Origin of the sequence: Streptomyces sp. NPDC048257 (assembly GCF_043201855.1) — a bacterium.
Classification (GTDB): Bacteria; Actinomycetota; Actinomycetes; order Streptomycetales; family Streptomycetaceae; genus Streptomyces.
The window spans coordinates 68,305-90,652 of the sequence record NZ_JBICZI010000023.1 but is presented as its reverse complement, the minus strand read 5'-3'; the positions used below and the strand labels follow the sequence as shown (position 1 = coordinate 90,652).

General features: G+C 70.3%; 25 protein-coding genes. 7 read left to right on the top strand and 18 right to left on the bottom strand.

What is annotated here, in order from left to right:
• Positions 1-105 precede the first annotated feature (105 nt).
• The 3 genes from ACGFZK_RS30810 to ACGFZK_RS30800 form a co-directional block, all read right to left on the bottom strand.
• Positions 106-378, bottom strand: a complete 273-nt coding sequence (locus ACGFZK_RS30810; protein WP_393852155.1) for a DUF4229 domain-containing protein — start codon at positions 376-378, stop codon at positions 106-108.
• 236 nt (positions 379-614) lie between these two features.
• On the bottom strand, positions 615-1,778 hold the full coding sequence (mqnE, locus tag ACGFZK_RS30805; RefSeq protein ID WP_393852131.1) for an aminofutalosine synthase MqnE: 1,164 nt from the start codon (positions 1,776-1,778) through the stop codon (positions 615-617).
• 60 nt (positions 1,779-1,838) lie between these two features.
• Positions 1,839-2,294, bottom strand: a complete 456-nt coding sequence (locus tag ACGFZK_RS30800) for an Lrp/AsnC family transcriptional regulator (RefSeq protein ID WP_030710106.1) — start codon at positions 2,292-2,294, stop codon at positions 1,839-1,841.
• Between the two features lie 123 nt (positions 2,295-2,417).
• Between ACGFZK_RS30800 and ACGFZK_RS30795 the strand changes: the two genes are divergently transcribed.
• Entirely contained in the window at positions 2,418-2,555 is a 138-nt protein-coding gene (locus tag ACGFZK_RS30795) for a hypothetical protein (protein WP_189733807.1), read from the top strand.
• Here the strand turns inward: ACGFZK_RS30795 and ACGFZK_RS30790 are convergent.
• Entirely contained in the window at positions 2,552-3,241 is a 690-nt protein-coding gene (locus ACGFZK_RS30790; protein ID WP_393852130.1) for a UbiX family flavin prenyltransferase, read from the bottom strand. The two genes, ACGFZK_RS30795 and ACGFZK_RS30790, sit on opposite strands and share 4 nt — an antisense overlap.
• An 87-nt stretch (positions 3,242-3,328) precedes the next feature.
• Between ACGFZK_RS30790 and ACGFZK_RS30785 the strand changes: the two genes are divergently transcribed.
• Positions 3,329-3,931 (top strand): rhomboid family intramembrane serine protease, encoded by a 603-nt coding sequence (locus ACGFZK_RS30785; RefSeq protein ID WP_393852129.1) that lies wholly within the window; start codon positions 3,329-3,331, stop codon positions 3,929-3,931.
• A 328-nt stretch (positions 3,932-4,259) separates the two neighbouring features.
• Here ACGFZK_RS30785 and mqnP read toward each other — a convergent pair whose 3' ends face one another.
• The 3 genes from mqnP to ACGFZK_RS30770 are packed head-to-tail and all read right to left on the bottom strand — an operon-like array spanning position 4,260 to position 7,110.
• The gene (mqnP, locus tag ACGFZK_RS30780) at positions 4,260-5,183 is read right to left on the bottom strand and encodes a menaquinone biosynthesis prenyltransferase MqnP (RefSeq protein ID WP_393852128.1); all 924 of its coding nucleotides are present in this window, start codon (positions 5,181-5,183) and stop codon (positions 4,260-4,262) included.
• Positions 5,180-5,656: a hypothetical protein gene (locus tag ACGFZK_RS30775; protein WP_393852127.1), complete on the bottom strand. Its 477-nt coding sequence runs from the start codon at positions 5,654-5,656 to the stop codon at positions 5,180-5,182. The genes mqnP and ACGFZK_RS30775 overlap by 4 nt, the downstream gene beginning before the upstream one ends.
• A complete protein-coding gene (locus ACGFZK_RS30770; protein WP_393852126.1) occupies positions 5,653-7,110 on the bottom strand; it encodes a menaquinone biosynthesis decarboxylase in 1,458 nt (485 codons plus the stop codon). Before ACGFZK_RS30770 ends, ACGFZK_RS30775 begins: the two co-directional genes overlap by 4 nt.
• A 90-nt stretch (positions 7,111-7,200) precedes the next feature.
• Between ACGFZK_RS30770 and ACGFZK_RS30765 the strand changes: the two genes are divergently transcribed.
• A complete protein-coding gene (locus tag ACGFZK_RS30765; RefSeq protein ID WP_393852125.1) occupies positions 7,201-7,506 on the top strand; it encodes a PLD nuclease N-terminal domain-containing protein in 306 nt (101 codons plus the stop codon).
• A 9-nt stretch (positions 7,507-7,515) separates the two neighbouring features.
• Here the strand turns inward: ACGFZK_RS30765 and ACGFZK_RS30760 are convergent, their stop codons facing one another.
• Together ACGFZK_RS30760 and ACGFZK_RS30755 are read right to left on the bottom strand one after the other, a co-directional pair.
• Positions 7,516-8,283, bottom strand: a complete 768-nt coding sequence (locus tag ACGFZK_RS30760; RefSeq protein ID WP_393852124.1) for a hypothetical protein — start codon at positions 8,281-8,283, stop codon at positions 7,516-7,518.
• Between the two features lie 96 nt (positions 8,284-8,379).
• Positions 8,380-8,745, bottom strand: a complete 366-nt coding sequence (locus ACGFZK_RS30755; RefSeq protein WP_393852123.1) for a cupin domain-containing protein — start codon at positions 8,743-8,745, stop codon at positions 8,380-8,382.
• Between the two features lie 97 nt (positions 8,746-8,842).
• On the opposite strand from ACGFZK_RS30755, the gene ACGFZK_RS30750 reads away from it, so the two are divergent.
• Positions 8,843-9,307, top strand: coding sequence for a MarR family winged helix-turn-helix transcriptional regulator (locus tag ACGFZK_RS30750; RefSeq protein WP_393852122.1), 465 nt, complete (start codon positions 8,843-8,845; stop codon positions 9,305-9,307).
• Between the two features lie 172 nt (positions 9,308-9,479).
• Here the strand turns inward: ACGFZK_RS30750 and ACGFZK_RS30745 are convergent, their stop codons facing one another.
• From ACGFZK_RS30745 to hemL, 8 genes are all read right to left on the bottom strand, one after another.
• Positions 9,480-9,983 (bottom strand): SRPBCC domain-containing protein, encoded by a 504-nt coding sequence (locus tag ACGFZK_RS30745; protein ID WP_393852121.1) that lies wholly within the window; start codon positions 9,981-9,983, stop codon positions 9,480-9,482.
• A gap of 25 nt (positions 9,984-10,008) precedes the next feature.
• Positions 10,009-11,112, bottom strand: a complete 1,104-nt coding sequence (gene ccsB / locus ACGFZK_RS30740) for a c-type cytochrome biogenesis protein CcsB (RefSeq protein ID WP_393852120.1) — start codon at positions 11,110-11,112, stop codon at positions 10,009-10,011.
• Positions 11,109-12,806 (bottom strand): cytochrome c biogenesis protein ResB, encoded by a 1,698-nt coding sequence (locus tag ACGFZK_RS30735; protein ID WP_393852119.1) that lies wholly within the window; start codon positions 12,804-12,806, stop codon positions 11,109-11,111. The genes ccsB and ACGFZK_RS30735 overlap by 4 nt, the downstream gene beginning before the upstream one ends.
• A 13-nt stretch (positions 12,807-12,819) precedes the next feature.
• A complete protein-coding gene (locus ACGFZK_RS30730) occupies positions 12,820-13,596 on the bottom strand; it encodes a cytochrome c biogenesis CcdA family protein (protein ID WP_393852154.1) in 777 nt (258 codons plus the stop codon).
• A gap of 1 nt (position 13,597) precedes the next feature.
• On the bottom strand, positions 13,598-14,230 hold the full coding sequence (locus ACGFZK_RS30725) for a TlpA family protein disulfide reductase (protein ID WP_393852118.1): 633 nt from the start codon (positions 14,228-14,230) through the stop codon (positions 13,598-13,600).
• Positions 14,231-14,319: 89 nt separating this feature from the next.
• Positions 14,320-15,546 (bottom strand): hypothetical protein, encoded by a 1,227-nt coding sequence (locus tag ACGFZK_RS30720; RefSeq protein ID WP_393852153.1) that lies wholly within the window; start codon positions 15,544-15,546, stop codon positions 14,320-14,322.
• Between the two features lie 272 nt (positions 15,547-15,818).
• Positions 15,819-16,526: a histidine phosphatase family protein gene (locus ACGFZK_RS30715; protein WP_393852117.1), complete on the bottom strand. Its 708-nt coding sequence runs from the start codon at positions 16,524-16,526 to the stop codon at positions 15,819-15,821.
• Entirely contained in the window at positions 16,523-17,845 is a 1,323-nt protein-coding gene (hemL, locus tag ACGFZK_RS30710; RefSeq protein ID WP_393852116.1) for a glutamate-1-semialdehyde 2,1-aminomutase, read from the bottom strand. The genes ACGFZK_RS30715 and hemL overlap by 4 nt, the downstream gene beginning before the upstream one ends.
• Positions 17,846-17,978: 133 nt before the next feature.
• Between hemL and ACGFZK_RS30705 the strand changes: the two genes are divergently transcribed.
• Together ACGFZK_RS30705 and ACGFZK_RS30700 are read left to right on the top strand one after the other, a co-directional pair.
• Entirely contained in the window at positions 17,979-18,578 is a 600-nt protein-coding gene (locus ACGFZK_RS30705; protein ID WP_393852115.1) for a hypothetical protein, read from the top strand.
• A gap of 540 nt (positions 18,579-19,118) precedes the next feature.
• Positions 19,119-19,682 (top strand): potassium channel family protein, encoded by a 564-nt coding sequence (locus ACGFZK_RS30700; protein ID WP_393852114.1) that lies wholly within the window; start codon positions 19,119-19,121, stop codon positions 19,680-19,682.
• Positions 19,683-19,964: 282 nt separating this feature from the next.
• Here the strand turns inward: ACGFZK_RS30700 and ACGFZK_RS30695 are convergent, their stop codons facing one another.
• Entirely contained in the window at positions 19,965-21,350 is a 1,386-nt protein-coding gene (locus ACGFZK_RS30695; protein ID WP_393852113.1) for a hydrolytic protein, read from the bottom strand.
• Between the two features lie 170 nt (positions 21,351-21,520).
• Between ACGFZK_RS30695 and ACGFZK_RS30690 the strand changes: the two genes are divergently transcribed.
• Positions 21,521-22,186 (top strand): response regulator transcription factor, encoded by a 666-nt coding sequence (locus tag ACGFZK_RS30690; protein ID WP_393852112.1) that lies wholly within the window; start codon positions 21,521-21,523, stop codon positions 22,184-22,186.
• The last annotated feature ends 162 nt before the right edge of the window (positions 22,187-22,348 follow it).

Below are 22,348 nucleotides of genomic sequence, written 5' to 3'. Positions count from 1 at the left end.
CACGAGGCCCCCTTGCGCAGCCCCGGAAAACACCACCGCCCCAGCGTTACGGGCGGTATACCCGGTGCTGGGGCGGTTCGATGTGTGATGAAGCCAACTGGGCCGTTACGAGCCCACGCGCGCCGCGTCGTCGGCCTGGTCCTCCTGGCTGCGGTTCGCGGCGAGCTTCTCCTTCGCACCCGCGACGCGCCCGGAGATCTGGGTGGACATCTCGTCGCGCTGCTTGCGCAGGAGGACGAAGGAGAGCGGGGCGGAGAGCACCAGGGCCAGCAGCACGATCCAGGCGACGTTGGCGTCCCCGAGACCGGAGGGCACGAAGCCGAGCCGGACGAGGCCGGCGACGGCGACGAGGCATCCGACGAAGATGCCCAGGCGCATCGCGGTGTAGCGGATCGTTGCGCTCGGCTTGAGGGACACGGTGACCCCTTCTCTCTCGTCGGTGTCGTACGGCGGCTGGTGCCCGTCCAGTGAAGCACGCCGCCACCCCGCCGCGGCCCTCCGGGTCGGGCCGTGACCGCCGCGGCGGATCCATTGCCTCGTCTGCTCGTCCGGAAAAAGTCAAACCCCGGCCCAGGGGCCGGGGTCGACTCGTTCGGGAGGGATCGGGCGAGGCGTCAGACGCGCATCGCCTGCGGGGTCTCGCGCAGGTCCGCGTCCGGACCGGGGTACTCGCGGATGATCTCGTACCGCGTGTTGCGCTCGACCGGGCGGAAGCCCGCTTCCCGGATCAGCTCCAGCAGATCGTCACGGCCCAGCTTGTTCGGGGTGCCGTAGTTGTCCGCGTCGTGCGTGATCTTGTACTCGACGACCGAGCCGTCCATGTCGTCCGCGCCGTGCTGCAGCGCGAGCTGGGCCGTCTGCACGCCGTGCATCACCCAGAACACCTTGACGTGCGGCACGTTGTCGAAGAGCAGTCGCGAGACGGCGAAGGTCTTCAGCGCCTCGGCGCCGGTCGCCATCGTCGTCCGCGCCTGGAGCTTGTTGCGTACCTTGCCGTCCTTCATGTCCACGAAGTCGTGCTGGTACCGCAGCGGGATGAAGACCTGGAAACCGCCGGTCTCGTCCTGGAGCTCGCGCAGCCGCAGCACGTGGTCCACGCGGTGGCGCGGCTCCTCGATGTGCCCGTACAGCATGGTCGCGGGGGTCTTGAGACCCTTCTCGTGCGCGAGCCGGTGGATGCGCGACCAGTCCTCCCAGTGGGTGCGGTGGTCGACGATGTGCTGCCGGACCTCCCAGTCGAAGATCTCCGCGCCGCCGCCGGTGAGCGACTCCAGGCCGGCCTCGATCAGCTCGTCCAGGATCTCGGACGCCGAGAGACCGGAGATCGTCTCGAAGTGGTGGATCTCGGTCGCCGTGAACGCCTTCAGCGAGACGTTCGGCAGCGCCTTCTTCAGCTCCGAGAGCGAGCGCGGGTAGTAGCGCCACGGCAGGTTCGGGTGCAGGCCGTTGACGATGTGCAGCTCGGTGAGGTTGTCGTTCTCCATGGCCTTGGCCAGGCGCACGGCCTCCTCGATGCGCATCGTGTACGCGTCCTTCTCGCCCGGCTTGCGCTGGAACGAGCAGTACGCGCACGAGGCGGTGCACACGTTGGTCATGTTGAGGTGCCGGTTGACGTTGAAGTGGACGACGTCACCGTTCTTGCGCATGCGCACCTCGTGGGCGAGGCCACCGAGCCAGGCCAGGTCGTCCGACTCGTAGAGGGCGATTCCGTCCTCACGGGTCAGCCGCTCGCCGGAGCGAACCTTCTCCTCCAGCTCACGCTTGAGCCCAGCGTCCATGTGCCCGTCGCCTCCTCTAGATGCCTCTGCCTGTCCTGCGAACCCTGGTCAACCGTACTCTCAGGCTTCCTCGGGCAGTTCCCCGACCCGGTTCTCCCACTTGGTGGAGAGCACGATCGTGGTGCGGGTGCGCGAGACGCCCTTGGTGCCGGAGAGCCTGCGGATGATCTTCTCCAGGCCGTCCACGTCGTTGGCGCGCACCTTGAGCATGAAGGAGTCGTCGCCCGCGATGAACCAGCAGTCCTCGATCTCGTTGAGGTCGCGCAGCCGCCGGGCCACGTCCTCGTGGTCGGCGGCGTCGGACATGGAGAGTCCGATCAGCGCCGTGACGCCGAGGCCGAGCGAGCGCGAGTCCACCGTCGCGCGGTAGCCGGTGATGACACCGGCCGTCTCCAGACGGTTGATGCGGTCGGTGACGCTGGGGCCGGAGAGGCCCACGAGACGGCCCAGCTCCGCGTACGAGGCACGACCGTTTTCCCTCAGTGCCTGGATGAGCTGCCTGTCCACCGTGTCCATTTACGTGGAGCCTTCCATTATTCGGCGATCCTGCAAGTCTAGGTATAGAATCTAAGGCACACAGGGTCAACACCCTGTGAAATCTTATCGCTGATCAATGACGATCTTCAGGAGTGGTTCACCGTGTTCACGATCGAGATGGCCTACGCACACATGCGGGAGCTCCAGGAGCTGGCCAACCGATCCCGTGCCCACCAGCCCGCCGCGGCCCACCGCGTCGACAAGGCCCGCAAGCCGCTGGGCCGCAAGAAGAAGGCCTAGTCACCGCCACCTGCCCCCCGGGCAGTACGGGAGCCTCCCAGTTCCCCCTCCCAGCGGCGGTACAGCCGGTGCGGCACCCCTGCCGCGTCCAGCACCCGCCCCGCGACGAAGTCCACCAGATCCTGGATGTGCGTCGCACCCGTATAGAACGCCGGAGAGGCGGGCAGCACGACCGCGCCCGCCTCGTCCAGCGCCACCAGATGCCTCAGCGTCTGTCCGTTCAGCGGGGTCTCCCGCACCGCGACCACCAGCCGGCGCCGCTCCTTGAGCGTCACGCTCGCCACGCGCTGGAGCAGGTCCTTCGACAGTCCCAGCGCCACGCCCGCCACGCAGGCCGTGGACGCGGGGACGATGAGCATCCCCTTGACCGGGTACGAGCCCGAACTCGGGCCGGCCGCCAGGTCCCCCGCGCCCCAGTACCGGACGTCGTCCAGCTCCGGCCGCGCGAAGGTCGCGGGCTTCCCGTCGGCTCCCCGTCCCAGCCACTCCCCCAGGTCCTCGCGCCAGTGCGCGTCCCGGAAGGCGATCCCGGTCTCGTCCAGCAGGGTGAGCCGCGAGGCGCGGCTCACCACCAGGTCGACGCTCTCGCCCGCGGCGAGCAGCCCGCGGAGCACCGCCGCCGCGTACGGCGTCCCGGAGGCCCCGGAAACCCCGACCACCCACGGGGTGCGCTTGCGCTCAGTCATACCTCCGAGACTATCCGGCCACCACCGATGGGCACTCAGTAAGGTGTCCGCACGTTCCCATGACGGGACGCGGTGAGGGGGACGAGGATGAGCACCACGGTGGAACCGGGCCGGACACAGCTCGACCGGGCCAAGGCGGCCGGGAAGCTGATGGCCGGCTGGGTGGCCCTGCTGTGGCTGATCGAGCTGGTGGACCTGGCCACCGGCCATGCGCTGGACGGGTACGGGATCATCGCCCGCGAGCCGGACGGGCTGACCGGAATACCCCTCGCGCCGTTCCTCCACTTCGGCTTCGACCATGTGGCGGCCAACAGCGTCCCGCTCCTGATCCTCGGCTTCGTCGCGGCCCTCAGCGGCATCCGCCGCCTCCTCGCCGTGTGCGCCGCCGTCATCGTGGTCGACGGGCTCGGCGTCTGGCTGGTCTCCCCGTCCCACAGCATCACGGCGGGCGCCTCGGGCCTGGTCTTCGGCCTCTTCGGCTATCTGCTGGTCCGCGGCTTCGTGGAGCGGCGTCCGCTGGGCGTGGTGGTGGGCGTGGTCATCGCCGCCCTCTGGGGCAGCTCCATCTTCCTCGGCATCCTGCCGAACGACTCGGGAGTCAGCTGGCAGGGCCACCTCTTCGGCCTCCTCGCGGGCGCGGCCATGGCCTTCGCCCTCCCCAAGCGGGGACGCGAGACGGTCCGGGCGTAGTCAGCCGGCGGTTCCGGGATCCACCGGAAGGTCCGCGGTGTCCACGGAGGCCTTGCCGATCGCGGTCTCGACGACCACCTCTCCCCGTACGGGATGACGTCACGGCCCCGGTAGCCGTCCGGCCCCGGGTTCCACAGGGTCGTGCACTGCGCCTTGTACGGGTCGAAGATCAGGTAGTGCGGGATGCCCCGCCGGGCGTGGGCCCGGTCCTTGACCTCGTAGTCGTTGCGCACGCTGAACCGGCTGAGCTGTGAGTGCAGGCGGTCGCTGTCCGAGACGGTCACGTCGGCCTCCCGGTCCATGCACTCGATGGTCGGCCGCACCGTAGCTAGAGAGTGAGACCCCGCACGGCCAGATCGGCCAGAGCGCACACGAACAGGGCAATTCCGATGAAGCCGTTGACCGTGAAGAAGGCCCGGTTCAGGCGGGACAGGTCGTGGGGCTTGACGATCGTGTGCTCGTAGACGAAGGCGACGACGACGATCGCCAGGCCGGTCCAGAACAGCACGCCCGCGTCCGTGGCCAGCGCGTACCAGACCAGCAGGGCCGTGGTCACGACGTGCGCGCCGCGCGCGCCCCAGAGGGCGGCCGGGACGCCGAAGCGGGCCGGGACGGACTTGACGCCCTCCGCCCGGTCGGCGGCCACGTCCTGAGAGCCGAAGATCAGGTCGAAGCCACCGATCCACACGCCCACCGCGAGGCCCAGGATCACCGCGTCCCAGGACCACTCGCCGGTGACGGCCAGCCAGGCCCCGACCGGGCCCATCGCCTGGGCCAGCCCCAGGATGGCGTGCGGGAAGTTCGTGAACCGCTTGCCGTACGGGTAGACCACCATCGGGATCACGGCGACCGGCGCGAGCGCCAGGCAGAGCGGGTTCAGCAGCGCCGCCGAGCCGAGGAAGACGAGGAGAGCGATCCCGGCGCCGGTCCAGGCCGCGCGGACCGACACTGCGCCGGTGACCAGCTCACGGCCGGCCGTGCGCGGGTTCCTGGCGTCGATCTCGCGGTCGATGATCCGGTTGGCGGCCATCGCGAAGGTCCGCAGCCCCACCATGCAGATGGTGACGAGCAGCAGGACGCCCCAGTGGATGCGCCCGTCGAGCCGGTACATGGCGGTGAACGCCGCGATGTAGGCGAAGGGCAGCGCGAAGACCGAGTGCTCGATCAGCACGAGCCGCAGGAAGGCCCTGACCTTGCCGTTCGCCTCCGGCGCGGGGCCGGGTCCGAGGGCGTCTTCGGCGGTGGTCATCATGCGAGGCTCCTGCGGAACGACTCGACCTCGTCGCGCAGCTCGGTGACCGGGAGCGTGCCGAGCTCCAGGTCCAGCGGGCCGCCCTCGGCACCGGCCGGCGGTACCACCCGCGCGGCCAGGGCGTTGCGGTCCTCCCCGGCCGTGGTGACGGTGAGGACGAGGACGCCGTCGGCCAGCTCCAGCTCGCAGTCGCCGATACCGGCCAGCGCGACCAGCAGCTCGTCCGCGAAGACCGCGGCGTCGCCGTCGGTCAGTTCGGGCAGCTCGAAGGAGCGCCCCTCGCCGTCCGTACGGTCGGCCATGACCTGCCAGACGCCGGACTCCCCGGCGAACTCCTCCGGGGTGACCCCGGCCTGCTCGGCCGCGAGGCGCAGCCCCGGGTCGTTCACGTCGAGTTCGGGGCGTACCAGTGCCACGCACGGCGTGCCGTCGCCGAGGAACAGGGCGGGACCGCCCACCACGATCGGGCTCACAGGCCGTACTCCTTCCAGCGTCGGTCCACCAGGGCGGCGGTGGCCGGGTCGGACTCCACCATGTCGGGCCAGCCGCCGTCGCGGGTGTAGCCCTCCTCGGGCAGCTTCTTCGTCGCGTCGATGCCCGCCTTGCCGCCCCAGAACTGCTGGTACGAGGCGTGGTCCAGGTGGTCCACCGGTCCCTCGACGACGGTGAGGTCGCGGGAGTAGTCGGTGTTGCCGAGCGCCCGCCAGGAGACCTCGTGCAGGTCGTGGACGTCGCAGTCCTTGTCGACCACGATGATCAGCTTGGTCAGCGACATCATGTGCGCGCCCCAGATGGCGTGCATGACCTTCTGGGCGTGCTTGGGGTACTTCTTGTCGATCGAGACGATCGCGCAGTTGTGGAAGCCGCCCGACTCCGGGAGGTGGTAGTCCACGATGTCCGGCACGATGATCTTCAGTAGGGGCAGGAAGAACCGCTCCGTCGCGCGGCCGAGCGGGCCGTCCTCGGTCGGCGGCCGGCCGACCACGATCGACTGGATGAGCGGACGCCTGCGCATCGTCACGCAGTCGATCTTCAGGGCCGGGAAGGGCTCCTGCGGGGTGTAGAAGCCGGTGTGGTCGCCGAACGGGCCCTCCGGGAGCATCTCGCCGGGTTCCAGCCAGCCCTCGATCACGACCTCCGCGTGGGCGGGGACCTGGAGCGGGACCGTCTTGCAGTCGACCATCTCGATCCGCTTGCCCGCGACGAAGCCGGCGAAGAGGTACTCGTCGATGTCGCCCGGCAGCGGCGCGGTGGACGCGTACGTCACCGCGGGCGGGCAGCCGAAGGCGATGGCGACCGGCAGCCGCTCGCCCTTCGCCGCGGCGACGGCGTAGTGGTTGCGGCTGTCCTTGTGGATCTGCCAGTGCATGCCGATGGTGCGCTTGTCGTGGCGCTGGAGCCGGTAGAGGCCGAGGTTGCGCACGCCCGTCTCGGGGTGCTTGGTGTGGGTGAGGCCGAGGTTGAAGAAGGACCCGCCGTCCTTGGGCCAGGTGAAGAGGGCCGGGAGCTGGTCCAGGTCCACGTCGTCGCCGGTGAGGACGACCTCCTGGACGGGCGCGGACTCGCCCTTCACCTTCTTCGGCGGCACGTGGACCATCGAGCCGAGCTTGCCGAAGGCCTCGCGGACGCCGATGAAGCCCTGCGGGAGCTCGGGCTTGAGCAGGCCGCCGATCTTCTCGCTGATCTCGCCGTACGACTTGAGGCCGAGGGCCTTCAGGAGGCGGCGGTCGGTGCCGAAGACGTTCATGGCCAGCGGCATCGCCGAGCCCTTGACGTTCTCGAAGAGGAGCGCCGGGCCCCCCGCCTTGTTCACTCTGTCGACGATCTCCCCGATCTCCAGGTACGGGTCGACTTCGGCCTTGATGCGCTTGAGGTCGCCCTCCCGCTCCAGAGCCCGGAGCAGCGAGCGGAGATCGTCGTAAGCCATAGGGGTCAGTATCCGTCACCAACTACCCTGGAGGCGTCACCGGGGCCCGACGTGGGCCCCCCGTCACTGCCTGGGAGTCGGTCCCACACCGTGCTGCGCTATCTGCCCTTCCTGCTGATCCTCGCGCTGACCATCTACGCCTTCATCGACTGCCTGAACACTCCGGAGCAGGAGGTCAAGCACCTGCCCAAGGTGGTCTGGGTGATCATCATCCTGCTCTTCTCCATCGTGGGGCCGGTGGTGTGGCTGTTCGCGGGCAAGCAGCGGGTGGCATCGGGCGGTGGCCGGGCGCGTCGGACGCAGTGGGTGGCGCCCGACGACAATCCGGAGTTCCTGAAGTCGCTGCGCGACGAGCAGGAGAAGAAGGACCAGGACAAGGACCAGGACAAGGACTAGGACGAGGTCCTACGCAGGGGACCGGCCGCCCGCGGCCCTTGATCGCTTCTCCCGCACCACCTCGTACAGACAGAACACGGCCATGACGAGCAGCGTGAGCCCGCCGGTGAGTGCCGTCGGGCGCAGGGCCTCCGCGGCGCTGCCGCTCAGCATGCCCGTGGCTCCCCCGTAGACCCCCAACAGGGCCAGCCCGATGAACGGGACGCATATCTGCCAGGGCGCGGCCCGCCGGGAGTACGAGGAGAACCAGGCCAGCCAGACCCCCGTCCACAGCGTTCCCACGCCGAGCGGGATCAGCATGAGGGCGAGGCTGACCGGGCCCTGGTGGGTGACGTGCGGGTTCGCTCCGGTCATGACGCTGCCCGCGGCCCGGCCGGTGCCGGCGCCGCCGTAGGCTACGTCGCGGATCCCGCCCCGCCAGCTCACCAGCCGGACCGGGGCGCCTGCCGGCACGGGTGCCTCGTAGACCCCGTCGGCCAGGTGGATCAGCCGCACGGGGCCGTCGGCCGTCCTGACCTCGATGTCGGCGTGCTTCAGGCTCCCTTCCTCCGGGATCCGCACCACGGTGGCGGGAGCCTCGCTCAGGCAGTCCCGCGGCCGCTCCTGGACACAGGGCGCCGCCGCGTCGTACGCGCGCACCGAGTCCGTCGCGTTCGCGACGGGGCCCAGAAGCACTCCGGCCCCGACGAGTACGAGCAGCAGTCCGACCCCGGTGAACCCGGCGGCCACGCGCCGCGGGGACTGCCCGACGGTCCTCACGTCGTTGTTGTCGATCACACAGCTCAGCGTGCCTGACCGGCCGTCACACCGAACACCCGTGCGGGGCTCGGTTACGGACTCCGGACACGGAGGTGGCGCTTCCGTCACCCGGCCCTACCGGGCCCACGGCAGTACGCGGGTGCCCTCCTCCCCCGGGACCGAGACGACGCCGTCGGCGCGCATCACGACGTGGGCCTCGAAGGTCTCGGCGGCGTGGATCCGGCGCAGCGTGTCCGGGGGCAGCACGAGGGTCTGGCCTGCGGTGACCTTCTCGGTGCGGCCGTCGCTGGTGACCTCCAGGGCGCCGGCGGTCAGGGTCCACACCTGCTCGCGGCTGACGCAGTGTTCGGGACCGGTGCTGCCGGCGGGCATGACGACGTGCCAGCTGCAGAGCTCGGAGCTGCCGCGGCTGGGGGCGGCGAAGCCGGTCATCGTGGCGTTGGGAGTGGCGGTGACGTTCTCGGGCGAAGCGCTGATCACGTGCAAGGCGGGTCCTCGTCTTCCGGGCATGAGTGAGTAAAGCTGCTTTACTTCGAGTGAGTAAAGCAGCTTGACCCATTCGTGTCACCATATTTGTGTGACGAGAGACGAGAACGAGGGCGTCGAGCTGCTGTTCCTGCTCGGCCTGGGCTTCCAGCTGCTGCTGGGCGAGTTCACCCGGCGGGTCGCCGAGGCCGGGTACCCGGACCTGCGGCCGGTGCACGGCATGGCCTTCCAGGCCCTCAGGGGGCCCGGCGCCACCGCCACCGAGCTCGCCGAGCGGCTCGGGGTGACCAAGCAGGCCGCCGGGCAGATCGTCGACGACCTGGAGAAGCGCGGCTACGTCCGCCGCGAGCCGCACCCCGAGGGCGGCCGCCGCAAGCTGGTGGTCCTGGCCCCGGCGGCCCATGACCACCTCGCCGTCGCGGGCCGGATCCTGCACGAGCTGGAGGCCGAACTCGGCCGCGGCACCGACCTCACCGCTCTGCGCCAGGGGCTCGGCAGCGTCGTGCGCACGTTCCACGGGGAGGACGGCCTGCCGCCGCTGCGCCCGGTGTGGTGAGAGGAACCCCCTAAGGGCTGCCGTAATCCCCGGTGGATCAGCGCACGGCGTCAGATGCGGTGCATCGCAAGGCGGAGGAGCGTCCTCATACTGTGCGTATTCGGGCGTTCCGACAACGCAGCGAGGTGCCGTAGCTGTCGTCGTGCGCCCGCCGGGGATTACGGGACAGCCCTTAGGCGCGGGCGAGGGAGGCGTAGGCCTCGCGGAGCGCCGCCCAGCGGGTGTCCGTCCAGGCGGCCCAGTCCGTCGGCTGTCCGGCCAGCGCGGAGCCCAGCAGTTCGAAGTGCTCGTGCCAGCCCGCCAGGCAGTCGAGGCGCGCGGCCTCCGGCCCGCCCCGCTCGTTCACGAACCGGAGCACCGTCGAATCGGTCCCGACCGGCTCCAGGTGGAAGCGGATCCGCCCGTGCTCACTGACGGTGTACTCGGCGACCCGCTCCACGTCCCAGGCGGTGATCCGCCCGGTCGCCACGGTCGTGCCGTTCAGCCAGCGCAGCGTGATCGCCCCGCCGAGCCTGCGCTCCAGGACGTCCGCCGCGGCCAGCCAGCCGCGCAGCCCGTCCGCCGTGGTCAGGGCGGTCCACAGGGTCTCGTAGGAGTGCGGCAGGTGCAGCTCGAAGTGGAGCAGCCAGTGGTTCTCGCCGCGCGGCTCGCTGGTGGCATGGCTCACGAGAGACATGCCACCAGGGTCCCACTCCGGGCGGTCAGACGCCCGCGTACGAGTGCTTGCCGCTGAGCAGGATGTTCACGCCGTAGTAGTTCCAGATCCAGCAGGCGAAGGCGAAGAGCGCGAGGTACGCGGCCTTGCGGCCCTTCCAGCCGGCGGTGGCGCGGGCGTGCAGGTAGCAGGCGTACGCCACCCAGGTCACGAAGGACCAGACCTCCTTGGGGTCCCAGCCCCAGTAGCGGCCCCAGGCGTCGCCCGCCCAGATCGCGCCCGCGATGATCGTGAAGGTCCACAGCGGGAAGACGGCCGCGTTGATGCGGTACGAGAACTTGTCGAGCGAAGCCGCCGAGGGCAGCCGCTCCATGATCGAGGCGGTGAACCGCCAGGTGTTCGCACCGCAGACCAGCTTGCCCTCGTACGCGTCCCGGAAGAGGTAGAGGACCGCGCCCGCGGCGCCGATGTAGAAGACGGCACCGCAGAAGATCGCCGTGGAGACGTGGATCCACAGCCAGTACGAGTGCAGGGCGGGGACCAGCTGGTCGCTGTCGGTGTAGAGCCAGGTGACCGCGATGCCGAGGTCCAGCAGGACGGTGGTGACCAGGATCAGGCCGAGCCAGCGGACGTTCTTCTTCAGGGCGAGCAGCACCAGGTACGCGCCGACGGCCACCGTGGAGAAGGTGATCGAGAACTCGTACATGTTGCCCCAGGGGGCGCGCTGCACCGACATGGCGCGGGCGACGACCCCACCCGCCTCGACGAGGAAGGCGAGGGCGGTCAGCGAGACCGCGATCCGCCCGTACAGGTCGCCCTGCACGGTGCCGCCGGCGGCGCCGGGGCCGTCCGGTACGTCGCGGGTGCCCGCGGCGGAGCGGGTGGTGACCTTGGGCTGGTCGAGGACCGCGGTGCCGCCGGCCTTGCCGCGGACCTGCACGGCGGGGGCGGAAGCGGCCGCGCCGGCCGCTCCGGCCTCCCTGGCGGCGGTCAGCGCGGCGGCCGTACGGGCCACCTTGCTGCGGCTGCCGAAGGTCCACTCGGCGATGTGCGCGAAGAAGGCGAGCGTGTAGACCGCCATCGACGAATAGATCAGGTAGTTGCTGATCTCAGCCAGATTCTCGTTGGCTGCGGCTGCGAGCGGCGTCATCCGCGCTCTCCTTCAGGGGTTTCTTCAACAGGATCAGGCGCAGTCGGCGCCTGCTGGTGCAGCGTGGCGGCGAGCTCCGCCAGCTCCTGGGGGAGCCGGGCGGACTCGCTGCGGCCCAGGCCCGCCATCTCGACGACGGTGACGCCGTCCTTGCCGGCCACCGCACGGACCCAGATCCGGCGGCGCTGGATGAACAGCGATCCGGCCAGGCCCGCGATGGCGGCGATCGCGCCCGCGAGGGCGAGGCCGCTGCCGGGCTGGTGGGTGACGGAGAAGGTGGCCCACCGCTCGATGCCCTCGAACTTCACGGTGCCCGCGCCACCCGGCAGGGTCATCGTGTCGCCGGGCGCCAGCTTCTGCTTGAACTGCCCGCCCGACTCGTCCTTGAAGGCCTCCATCTTGGCGGTCTCGAGCCGGTAGACGTTCTGCGGCAGCCCCGAGTCCACGCCCAGGCTGCCGTGGAAGGCGTTGAGCATGAGCTGCGGGTTCAGGAGGGCGGGGAACTGCGAGAACATCGTGCCCTTGCCCTCGCCGGCGAAGGTCGGCACGAAGACGGCGTTGAAGCCGAGCTGCTCCTTCTTCCCGTCCTTGTCCGTGTACCCGTCGGTGACCTTGATGGCACCGGTGGAGGTGAGGTTGCCGTCCTGCGGGAGCACCGGGACGGCGTCCTTGAAGATCACCTTCCCGGTGGGGTCGGTCACCGAGATGACCGGCGCGTAGCCGTGGCCGAGCAGGTAGACCTTGGAGCCGTCGACCTCGAGGGGCTTGTTGACCTGGATCTCGCGCTTGTGCGGGGTGCCGTGGGCGCCCTCGCTCAGGGTGACGTACGCCTTGAAGTCGCGCGGGGTGCCCCGCTGCGGGCCGGACATCTCGTACGTGGCGTCGAAGCGGTCCAGCGTGAAGCTGAACGGCGGCAGGTCGTCCGGGTGGAAGAGGGTGCCGGGCTTGAAGTCGTCGTACTGGGTGAGGGTGTTCGAGAAGCCGCTGCCGCGCAGGACCAGCTTGCCGCCCTCGGACTTGAAGGACTGGCCCCAGGCGAAGGCGACCAGCATCACGATCAGCGCGACGTGGAAGATCAGGTTCCCGGCCTCGCGGAGGTAGCCCTTCTCCGCCGCGACGTGGCCCGGGCCCGCCTCGACGCGGAAGCGCCGCTCGCCGAGCATCGTCCTCGCGTACGCGAGGACCTCGTCCGGGGTCTTCGCGGTGCGCCAGGTGGTGTGGGCGGGCAGCCGGTCGAGCCGCCTGGGGGCGCCCGGCGGGCGGCCGCGGAGCTGGCCGACGAACTGCCAGGCGCGCGGGACGATGCAGCCGATCAGCGAGATGAACAGCAGCAGGTAGATCGCGGAGAACCACACCGAGCTGTAGACGTCGAAGAGCTGGAGGGCCTCGGCGACGCCCACGGAGGAGGAGTGCGTCCGCTTCCACTCGACGACCTTCATCGCGTCGACGTTGGTCTGGGGGATGAGGGAGCCGGGGATGGCGCCCAGGGACAGCAGGAAGAGCAGGATCAGCGCCACCCGCATGGAGGTGAGCTGCCGCCAGAACCAGCGGACCCAGCCGATCACGCCGATGCCGACGGCCGGCCCGCTCGGGCTGTCCTCCAGCGGGGCGGTGGAGAGCTGGGCACCTGCCGCGGCGTCGGTGGGGTCCGCCTCGGCGGACGTGTCGGAGCTCGCTTTGTCTGTCGTACTCATCTGCCTTTAGTCCTCAGATCCCCACCGTGAAGCTTTGGGTCCAGCTCTGCATGTCGCTGATGATGCTGTCCCACAAACCTGTGACGAGCAGCAGACCGGTGAGGATCAGCATGCCGCCACCGATGCGCATCACCCATGCATAGTGCTTCTTCACCCAGCCGAATGCACCGAGCGCCTTGCGGAAGGCGATCGCGGCGGCGATGAAGGGCAGGCCGAGGCCCAGGCAGTAGACGACCGTCAACAGCGCGCCCCGGCCGGCGCTCGCCTGGTCGATGGAGAGGGTGTTGACGGCGGCGAGGGTCGGGCCCATGCAGGGGGTCCAGCCGACGCCGAAGAGCACACCGAGCAGGGGCGCGCCGACCAGGCCCGCCGTCGGCTTCTTGTGGAAGCGGAACTCCCGCATCGTCAGACCCGGGATCGCCCCCATGAAGAAGAGGCCGAGCACGATCACCAGGCCGCCCAGGACCCGGGAGATGATCTCCTTGTTCTCCTGGAGCTCGGCGCCGAAGTAGCCGAAGAGCGCTCCGGTGGAGACGAAGACGGCGGTGAAACCGGCGATGAACAGGCTCGCGCCGGCCAGCATCCGGCCGCGCCGCGCCTCGGCGAGGTCGGCGCCGCTGACGCCGGTCACGTAGGAGAGGTAGCCGGGGACGAGCGGCAGCACGCAGGGCGAGAAGAACGACACCAGGCCGGCGAGCAGCGAGATCGGCAGCGCCAGGAGCAGCGCCCCGTTCAGGACCGTCTCGTTCACACCGGTGACTTCCGCGGCGAGGATGTGGTCGACCACCAGGTCACTGCTCCGCGAGGAGCGGGTCGATCATCGATCGCAGCTGCTCCTCCGTGACCGCGACCAGGGTGCGGGCCGCGATCTTGCCCTCCTTGTCGAGGACGACCGTGGAGGGGATGGCGTTCGGGTTGAGCGTGCCCTTGGGGAAGCGGAGCATCAGCTTCCCGGCGGGGTCGAAGAGGCTGGGGTAGGTGATCCCGTAGCTCTCCTCGAAGGCGGTCGCGTTCTGCTTCTGGTTGTCGCGGGTGTTGATGCCCACGAAGGCGACGTCCTTGCCGGCATCGGCGAGGTCCTTGGAGACCTTCGCGAAGGTGGGGGCCTCGGCCCGGCACGGCGGACACCAGGAGCCCCACACGTTGAGGACGACGACCTTGCCCTTGAGGGTGGTGGTGTCGAGGGTCTTCCCGTCGACCGTCTCCCCGTCGAGCTTGGGCGCCTCGGTGCGCTCCGCCTTCGCGACGGTGGAGATGCCGGTCGTGCCCGTGACGTAGTTGCCGCCGGAGCCGCCGGTGGGCTTGCCGCTGTCCGAATCCCCGCATGCCGACAGGGTCAGGGCGGCCGCGAGGGTCACCGCTGTCAGGGGGATGGCACGGCCGCCGGTCGAGCGGCGGCGTCGGGGGGCGCGGCTAAGGCTCATGTGAAAAGTTTCGCATGAGCAATTCGCGGATCTTCCGCACCCCCCGGAGGGATGTCAACGCCCTGGTCAGACGTTGGCCCCCGGGTCCGTCAGGCGGCGGTCAGGTACGCGCTCCAGCCGCCGGCCGGTGACTGGCCCGGGCCGAGCCCCCGGAGCCGGGCGAGGATCCTGGGGTCCTGGACTTCCAGCCAGTCGGTGAACTGCCGGAAGGATACGAGCCGTACATCCCTTTTGTCCGACATGCCCTTGAGCGCCTCCTCGACCGCATCCATGTAGATGCCGCCGTTCCACTCCTCGAAGTGGTTGCCGATGAAGAGGGGTGCGCGGTTGGTCTCGTAGGCCCGCCGGAAGCCGCCGAGGTAGGTGGCGGTGGCCTGGGTGCGCCAGGCCGGGTAGTTGGCGGGCACGCCCCTCGTGGTGTTCTTCGACTGGTTGGCGAGGATGTTGTAGTCCATCGACAGGACCTCGAAGGAGTGACCGGGGAAGGGCAGGGACTGCAGCGGCAGGTCCCAGACGCCGGACCTTCGGTCCGGCCAGACCTGGAGGCCGCCGGGCGAGCTGGAGTCGTAGCGCCAGCCCAGCCGCTGGGCCGTCGGCAGCAGGTTGTCCCGGCCGAGGAGGCAGGGGGTGCGGGCGCCCTTCAGCTCCCTGCCGTAGTCGAAGGGCAGCGGGTCGAGGTCGGTGAAGCCGGTGTTCGTGCGCCAGTTGGTGACGAACGACACGGCCTGGTCGATCTCGCTCTGCCAGTCCTCCGGGGTCCACCTGCCGACCGAGCCCGATCCGGCGCAGAAGTGGCCGTTGAAGTGGGTCCCCATCTCGTGCCCGTCGAGCCAGGCCTCGCGGACGTACTTGAGGGTGGAGCGGACGTTCTCGTCCTTGAGGTAGCCGATGTCCGAGGCTCCGACCGGGTTGTTCGGCGGCCGGTAGAGGTGCTGTTTCGACTCGGGCAGCAGATAGATGCCGGAGAGGAAGAAGGTCATGGCCGCGCCGTGGTCCTTGGCCAGCTTGAGGAAGCGCGGGAAGAGGCCGTTGCCGACCTCCCCCGCCCCGTCCCAGCTGAAGACGACGAACTGCGGCGGGGTCTCGCCCGGCTGGAGCGGCACGGGCGCGTCCGGCTGGTTCGGCTGCGGGCCGGTGTCGGCGGTGGAGCCGTCACCGATGGGCCTGGAAGCCGGCTTCTCGCCGGGCTTCGGGTTCCTGACGGGTCCGGGAGCGCCGGAACCGGACTGGCCCGATGAGCCGCAGCCCGCGATTCCCATCGCGGCGGCCGTACCGAGTCCCAGCCCCAGCAGCCCCCTTCGACTGACTCCCCTGATGTCGCGCATGTCACCGTCCCCACTGTCGATCACCCATACCGACCCGAAATCCATACAAACGGACGATCAGATCGGGCATGCGTGCTGACACGGTGATTCCCGCGCGTATTTAGTTCGGGAGAAACGTAACGGCCTGTAACAGTCCGTCGGTCGGGCCCGGATGGGCCCCGGGCCGGCCCGGATCAGGCCGGGATCAGGCCCGGGTCCAGCCCCGGATCAGGCCCGGGCTCAGCCCCGGATCAGGCCCGGGCTCAGCCCCGGCTCGGCCCGGATCAGGCGCCGAACGCCTTGGACTGGCCCTTCACCGGCTTGGCTCCGGCCAGCAGATGGGCCGGGACCAGATCCCGGGCCGGCTCGCTGTAGCCCACCGACACCAGCTTGTCGCCCTGGAACGTGAAGGACGTCATCGAGGCGAGGGTGCACTGGCGGCGCCGCGGGTCGTGCCACAGCCGGCGCTTCTCCGCGAAGCTGCGCACGATCCAGATCGGCAGCTGGTGGCTGACCGCCACCGCCTCCCGGCCGCGGGCCGCGTCGCGCGCCGACTCCAGCGCGCTCATCATCCGGACCACCTGCTCGACGTACGGCTCGCCCCAGGAGGGCTTGAACGGGTTCGTCAGGTGCTTCCAGTTGCCGGGCTTGCGCAGCGCGCCGTCACCGACGCCGAAGGTCTTGCCCTCGAAGACGTTCTCCGCCTCCAGCAGCCGCGCGTCGGTCGCGAGGTCCAGACCGTGGACCTTGGCGATCGGCTCCGCCGTCTCCTGCGCCCGCTCCAGCGGGGAGGACACCACGTAGGCGATGTCCCGGCCCTTGAGGTGCTCGGCGACCCGGTCCGCCATCTGGCGGCCCAGCTCGGAGAGGTGGTAACCGTCACGGCGCCCGTAGAGCACACCGTCGGGGTTGTGCACCTCGCCGTGGCGCACCAGGTGCACGACGGTGAGGTCCGCGGTGGCGGGCGTGGCGGGAGTGGGGCTGCTGCTCATGCGGTGGCCTCCGCGGCTGCTCGGGCGGCGGCCGGCAGCGCCGCCGCGATGCGCTCGATCGCCTTCTCGTCGTGGGCGGTGGACACGAACCAGGACTCGAAGGCGGACGGCGGCAGGTACACGCCCTGCGCCAGCATCGAGTGGAAGAACCCGTTGAAGCGGAAGCTCTCCTGCTTCTTCGCGTCGTCGTAGTTGCGCACCTCGTCCTCCGTGAAGAAGACGGAGAACATGTTGGACGCGGTCTGCAGCCGGTGCGCCACGCCCTCCTTGGCGAGCGCGCCGGTGACCAGGCCCTGGATATCCTTCGAGACCGCGTCGACCTTCTCGTACGCGGCCCCGTCGAGCAGCCGCAGCTGCGCGAGACCGGCGGCGGTGGCGATGGGGTTACCGGAGAGGGTGCCGGCCTGGTAGACGGGACCGGCCGGGGCGAGGTGGCCCATGACGTCGGCGCGGCCGCCGAAGGCCGCGGCCGGGAAGCCGCCGCCCATGACCTTGCCGAAGGTCATCAGGTCGGGCTTGACCCCGTCGACGCCGTACCAGCCGGCGCGGGAGGTCCGGAAGCCGGTCATGACCTCGTCGGAGATGTAGAGCGCGCCGTTCTCGCGGCAGAGGTCCGCGAGCCCCTGGTTGAAGCCCTCGGCGGGGGTCACCACACCCATGTTGCCGGGCGCGGCCTCGGTGATCACGCAGGCGATCTCGCCGGGGTGCGCGGCGAAGGCCGCCCGTACCGATTCGAGGTCGTTGTAGGGGAGGACGATCGTGTCGCCGGCCTGCGCGCCCGTCACACCGGGGGTGTCCGGCAGCGCGAAGGTGGCCAGACCGGAACCGGCGGCGGCCAGCAGCGCGTCCACGTGACCGTGGTAGCAGCCGGCGAACTTCACGACCTTGGCGCGACCGGTGAAGCCGCGCGCCAGCCGGATCGCCGACATGGTCGCCTCGGTGCCGGAGGAGACCAGGCGGACCTGCTCCACGGGTTCGATGCGCGCGACGATCTCCTCGGCCAGCGCCACCTCGCCCTCACCGGGGGTACCGAAGGACGTACCACGGGCGACGGCGGCCTGGACGGCCTCGATCACCTCGGGGTGCGAATGGCCGAGGATCATCGGTCCCCACGAGCACACGAGGTCGACGTACTCACGACCGTCGGCGTCGGTGAGGTACGGACCGGTCCCGGACACCATGAACCGGGGCGTACCGCCCACGGCGCGGAAGGCGCGCACGGGAGAGTTCACGCCGCCGGGGGTCACGAGGGAGGCGCGCTCGAAGAGCGTCTGCGAAACTGGGGCTTCATACGGGTACGGGTAGCTCACACCAGCCATGGTCTCAGAGGCCGCGACAGACTTGCGGACGGGCGTTTCACCGCGTCGCCGCGGGGGAGGTCACTGCCATGATGATCAGGCTGCGTGGCGGGGGCCGCGGGGCCGTGGCGAGCAAGACCAGTCGGGTGGAGATATGCAACGCGGTGGTGGACCGGGCGAGGGAACGGACGGCCTCGATCCGCAGCGCGCCCGCGAGGCCCGCCGCCGGGGCAAGCACCGCCGCCGTGGAACGGAAGCGGCCGACGCCGTCCCCGGGCCCACGGTCCCGTCCGATGACCTGCCCAAGGGCCGCGGCATGGGAGTGACGTACAAGTACTTCGGTGCCCCCGACGGCGCCACGGCGGCCCGGGTCCCGGTCACGATGCGGCCGGAGGAGCTCGGCGGCGACGAGCTCGGAATGGGCGGCCTCTTCACCAAGATCAAGCCGGAGACGGTGGCCGCGATGGTCCTGACCGGCATCGAGGGGATACCCCTCCACAAGGTGCCCCCGCTGGAGCTGGTCGTCCTCCACCCCGACTACGCGGTGGTCAAGCTCCCGATGACGGTGGTCGACCCGCTGCGCGGGATCGGCGAGGAATCGGTGGGCGCGGCGGCCTTCATCTGGTCCACGGTCCCGGACCGCGGCGGCCCGAGCGACGCCTTCAACGTCTACCAGCTGCTCCACGAGTGGCAGGACTTCAGCCACCGTCTGCACGAGGCCGGCCACCAGCCGTACTGCCTGGTCTGGCCCTGACCTGCTGGTCCTTCATGGTGACTGCGGTTTCCGGGCGGCGGTGAGGGGGCCAGTACCCACAGCAGGGCCCTGCCGGTCAGGGGTGTGGTGGCGATCAGGGTCAGGCTCTGGCTGGCGGCCAGCAGGTAGGCCGTCGAGACCGGCGCGTGGGAATCCTGCGCGCCGATCACGGCGGGCAGGATCACCCACAGCCATGCGAGCAGTGCCGGACCGACATGGAAGTGATCCACACCTCGCGGGGGGTGTGCGGCCGCGCGTGCCGGTCCGGTGATCGTACGCGCGCCGCTGCGGACCCGGCTTGCGGCACCGTGATCCGGGCCGGTTCCGTCCCCGATCACCCCTGCGGCCCCTCTCCCGACGCGGTCCTCGGCGTGATCGCGGTCGGGCGGCGGGCGCGGGCCGGCGCGAAACCCTGCTGCGGCGAAGTCGTGGCGGACACGCGAGCGGCCATGCCGGTGACCTCCTGGTGCGCCTGCCACGCAGCGCTCCGGCCACCGGGGAGGTTGGGGGCAGGGCATGCACTGCGGCGGGGGTGGAGTCGTGAACGGGAACTCGGGTCGTCACCGTCGGCAGGTACTGCTCGCCACGGTGCGTTCGCTGGTGACGGCGGCGCTCCTCGTGACCGCCTCCTACCTGCTGCCCATGGATTCGGCCTTCACGGCCACCACCGTCCTCGCGCTCACCGCTGGCCTTGCAGCCGTGGCGGTGCTCCTGTCCTGGCAGATCCGGAGGATCACCCCGTCGCCGTGGCCCGGGCTGAAGGCCATGGAGGGGATGGCGATCACCGTGCCGCTCTTCGTCCTGCTGTACGCCGCAGCCTGCTTCCTACTGGAACACAGCGCGCCGGGCAGCTTCAGCGAGCCCCTGTCGCGCACCGACGCGCTGTACTTCGCGATGACCGTGTTCAGCACGGTCGGTTTCGGCGACATCACCGCGCGCAGTGAGCCGGCCCGGCTGCTGACCACGGGGCAGATCACGCTGAACCTGCTGCTCCTGGGCGTGGCGGCCCGGCTCCTGGCCAACGCGGTCCAGCGGGGCCGGGAACGCCGTGATCAGTCCGCCGGTCCCGGGGGCGGGAGCGGCACCACGCCGCCCGCTCCGTGACACGTCCAGGTCACGGTGGTCCTGGAATCGGGGCCGGCCCGTGGGAGTGCCCACGCACTGACCGGAGCAAAAGAGAGAGACCGGTTCAGGCCATGTTTGGCACTTCGTCAACTGGCGCCGCTCTTACCCCGGTTAACCGTTCCAGGCACTGTCGAAACGAAAGCGGGCGGTTGCGAGGGGAACGCCCGATCGATCCTCTGGAGTACCGATTTCCGGACGCCAGGGCAAAGGCCCTCTTTGCCCTGGCGTACGACCTGACCCACTATGTGCGTGCCGCTCGGGTCACCGGAGGTCGCTCAGCACGCCGCTCACGTTGAGCACTTCGTGACACTCCTGCGCCTGACGGCCGGTGGCCGGGGTGCCTGGCTTCGCACAGGTCACCTGCACGGTCACGGTCTGACTCTCGGTGATGCTGATGGGGGTGACCCAGTGGTAGTCCTGGTTGCGGAAGGTCTCCAGCGCGATCGTGGTGATCTTGCGGTCGCCGAAGTCGATGGTCACCACTCCTTCGTCGCCCTGGAAGTTCGCGACAACGATGTCCGTGATCCCGAAGACCTTGCCGGCGGGCACCGTGTAGGTACCGGTCTTGCTCTGCCCACCGCCGGTCTGCAGGTCGATGGTGGCCGAGCTCTGCTGGCCTCCGGTGCCGGTACCGCCGCCTCCGGTACCCCCGCCGGTACCGCCTCCCGTGCCGGCTCCGCCCGCACCGGGCTGGGTGCCCCTGCCGCCGCCCGGCTGCTTGCCGTCGCCGGTCACCGGGGTCTGCCCGTTCAGGTCCGCACTGGGCGTCGGCTTCTTCTGGACCGCCTCGTCGGCGGCCTCCTTGGCCGTACTGCGCACGGCCGGACGCACCAGCAGGAACCAGGCGAGCAGCAGCGCGAGCAGCGCGGCCAGTACCGCGAGCAGCCACGTCGGGAAGATCGGGATCTGGACGAACTCCGCATCCAGCGAGGTCCGGACGCGGTCGGGCTCCGGCCGCTCCCTGCCGTCCCCGCCGCCGGCGGCGTCAGTACCGTCAGCGCCACCGTCGCCGGCCGCGGCTTCGGCTTCGGCCACGGCGACGGTGAACGGCCAGGTCACCGGGGCCCCGAACCACACCGGCCGGCCGGTGCGGACCCGCAGCCCCACCTCCGCCGACTCCCCCGGCTCCAGCTTCAGCTCCGCGGGGGTGAAGGCGAACTTCAGCTCCTCTCCCGGCTGGGCGGGCGTGAAGCCCAGCCGTACGGGGCAGTTGCCCTCGTTGCGCACGGCCAGTCGATAGCGTCCGCGCAGCCAGCCGCGGCGCCGCTTGGGAGCGCTCTCAGCCCGCAGCTCCCGGAATTCCTCGACGTGCACGGTGGTCTCGGGGACCCGCACGGCCTCGGGCTGCTCGGTGGGCAGCACGCGGACGGCGAGCGGGACGTCCCCCGCCCGTACCTGCGGTGAACGGGGCGGTGCCAGACGGATCGTCACCGTTTCCGAGGTGCCCGGGTAGAGCGAGACGCGCTCCGGCTCCACCGTGGTCCAGGCAGCGCAGTCGCCGACCACCTCCAAGCGGTACGCCTCGACGATGTCGCTGTCGTTGCGGACGGTCAGGCTGGTGGATGCGGTACCGCCCGGCGTCACCGTCACCGGCGGGATGTCGAGGCCGGGCGCGCCAGGGCTTGAAGAGGCTGCTGGGGATATCACACCGCGACGCTATGCCGCCGCCCGCGCCACCTCCACGGACGCAAGGGCAACGACCCGGGCAACCCGAATGCCCCTGCGGACGCTCATCAGTTACGAGTGCCCAACCTCTTGTCGATCATTCCTCTCCATCCGTAACCCCACATACGCATCATGGAACAGGTACACCACACATGGCCCAGCCTGAGAACAACGGACCCGTCTCCTCATCCGGCGCCGGCGAGCGGGTCACCGTGGCCGTGTACGCACCGGACCCGATCCTGCACGTCGGGGTCGTCCACCAGCTGCGCCAGCGCCCCGAGATCGAACTCGTCGACGCCGCCGACGGCGCACAGGTCTCGCTCGTCGCCGTGGACAGCGTGGACGACGAGACGGCCGCCCTGCTGTACCGGCTGCGGCACGACTCCGGCACGCGCACCGGGCTGGTGGTCGGCACGTTCGAATCCGGGGACGCCCTGCAGCGCGCCATCGAATGCGGGGTCACCGCGGTGCTGCGACGCAGCGAGGCCGACCAGGACCGGCTCCTGCGGCTGGTCCTGGCGATAGCCAACGGCGAGGGCGTGCTGCCGGGCGACCTGCTCGCGAAGCTCCTCGACCACGTGGGCAGCCTGCAGCGTTCGACCCTCGACCCGCACGCCGTGTCCCTGTCCACCCTGACCGCGCGCGAGGCCGACATGCTGCGCCTGGTGTCGGAGGGCCTGGACACCGCGGAGATCGCGCGCAAGACCTCGTACTCCGAACGGACCGTCAAGAACGTGCTGCACGAGATCATCACGCGGCTGCACCTGCGCAATCGCACGCATGCGGTCGGCTACGCCCTGCGCAACGGGCTGATCTGACCGCACGACGGGACCCGGCTGCGGGACGCGTCTGCGGGACCCGGCTGCGGGACGCGTCTGCGGGACCCGGCTGCGCGTGCCGTCGGTCCGCCGGTCCGGGCGGCCCGCACCCCCACTGCCCGAAAGCGCACCGGGTGCTTCCCCCGGGTGCGGCCCCACGGC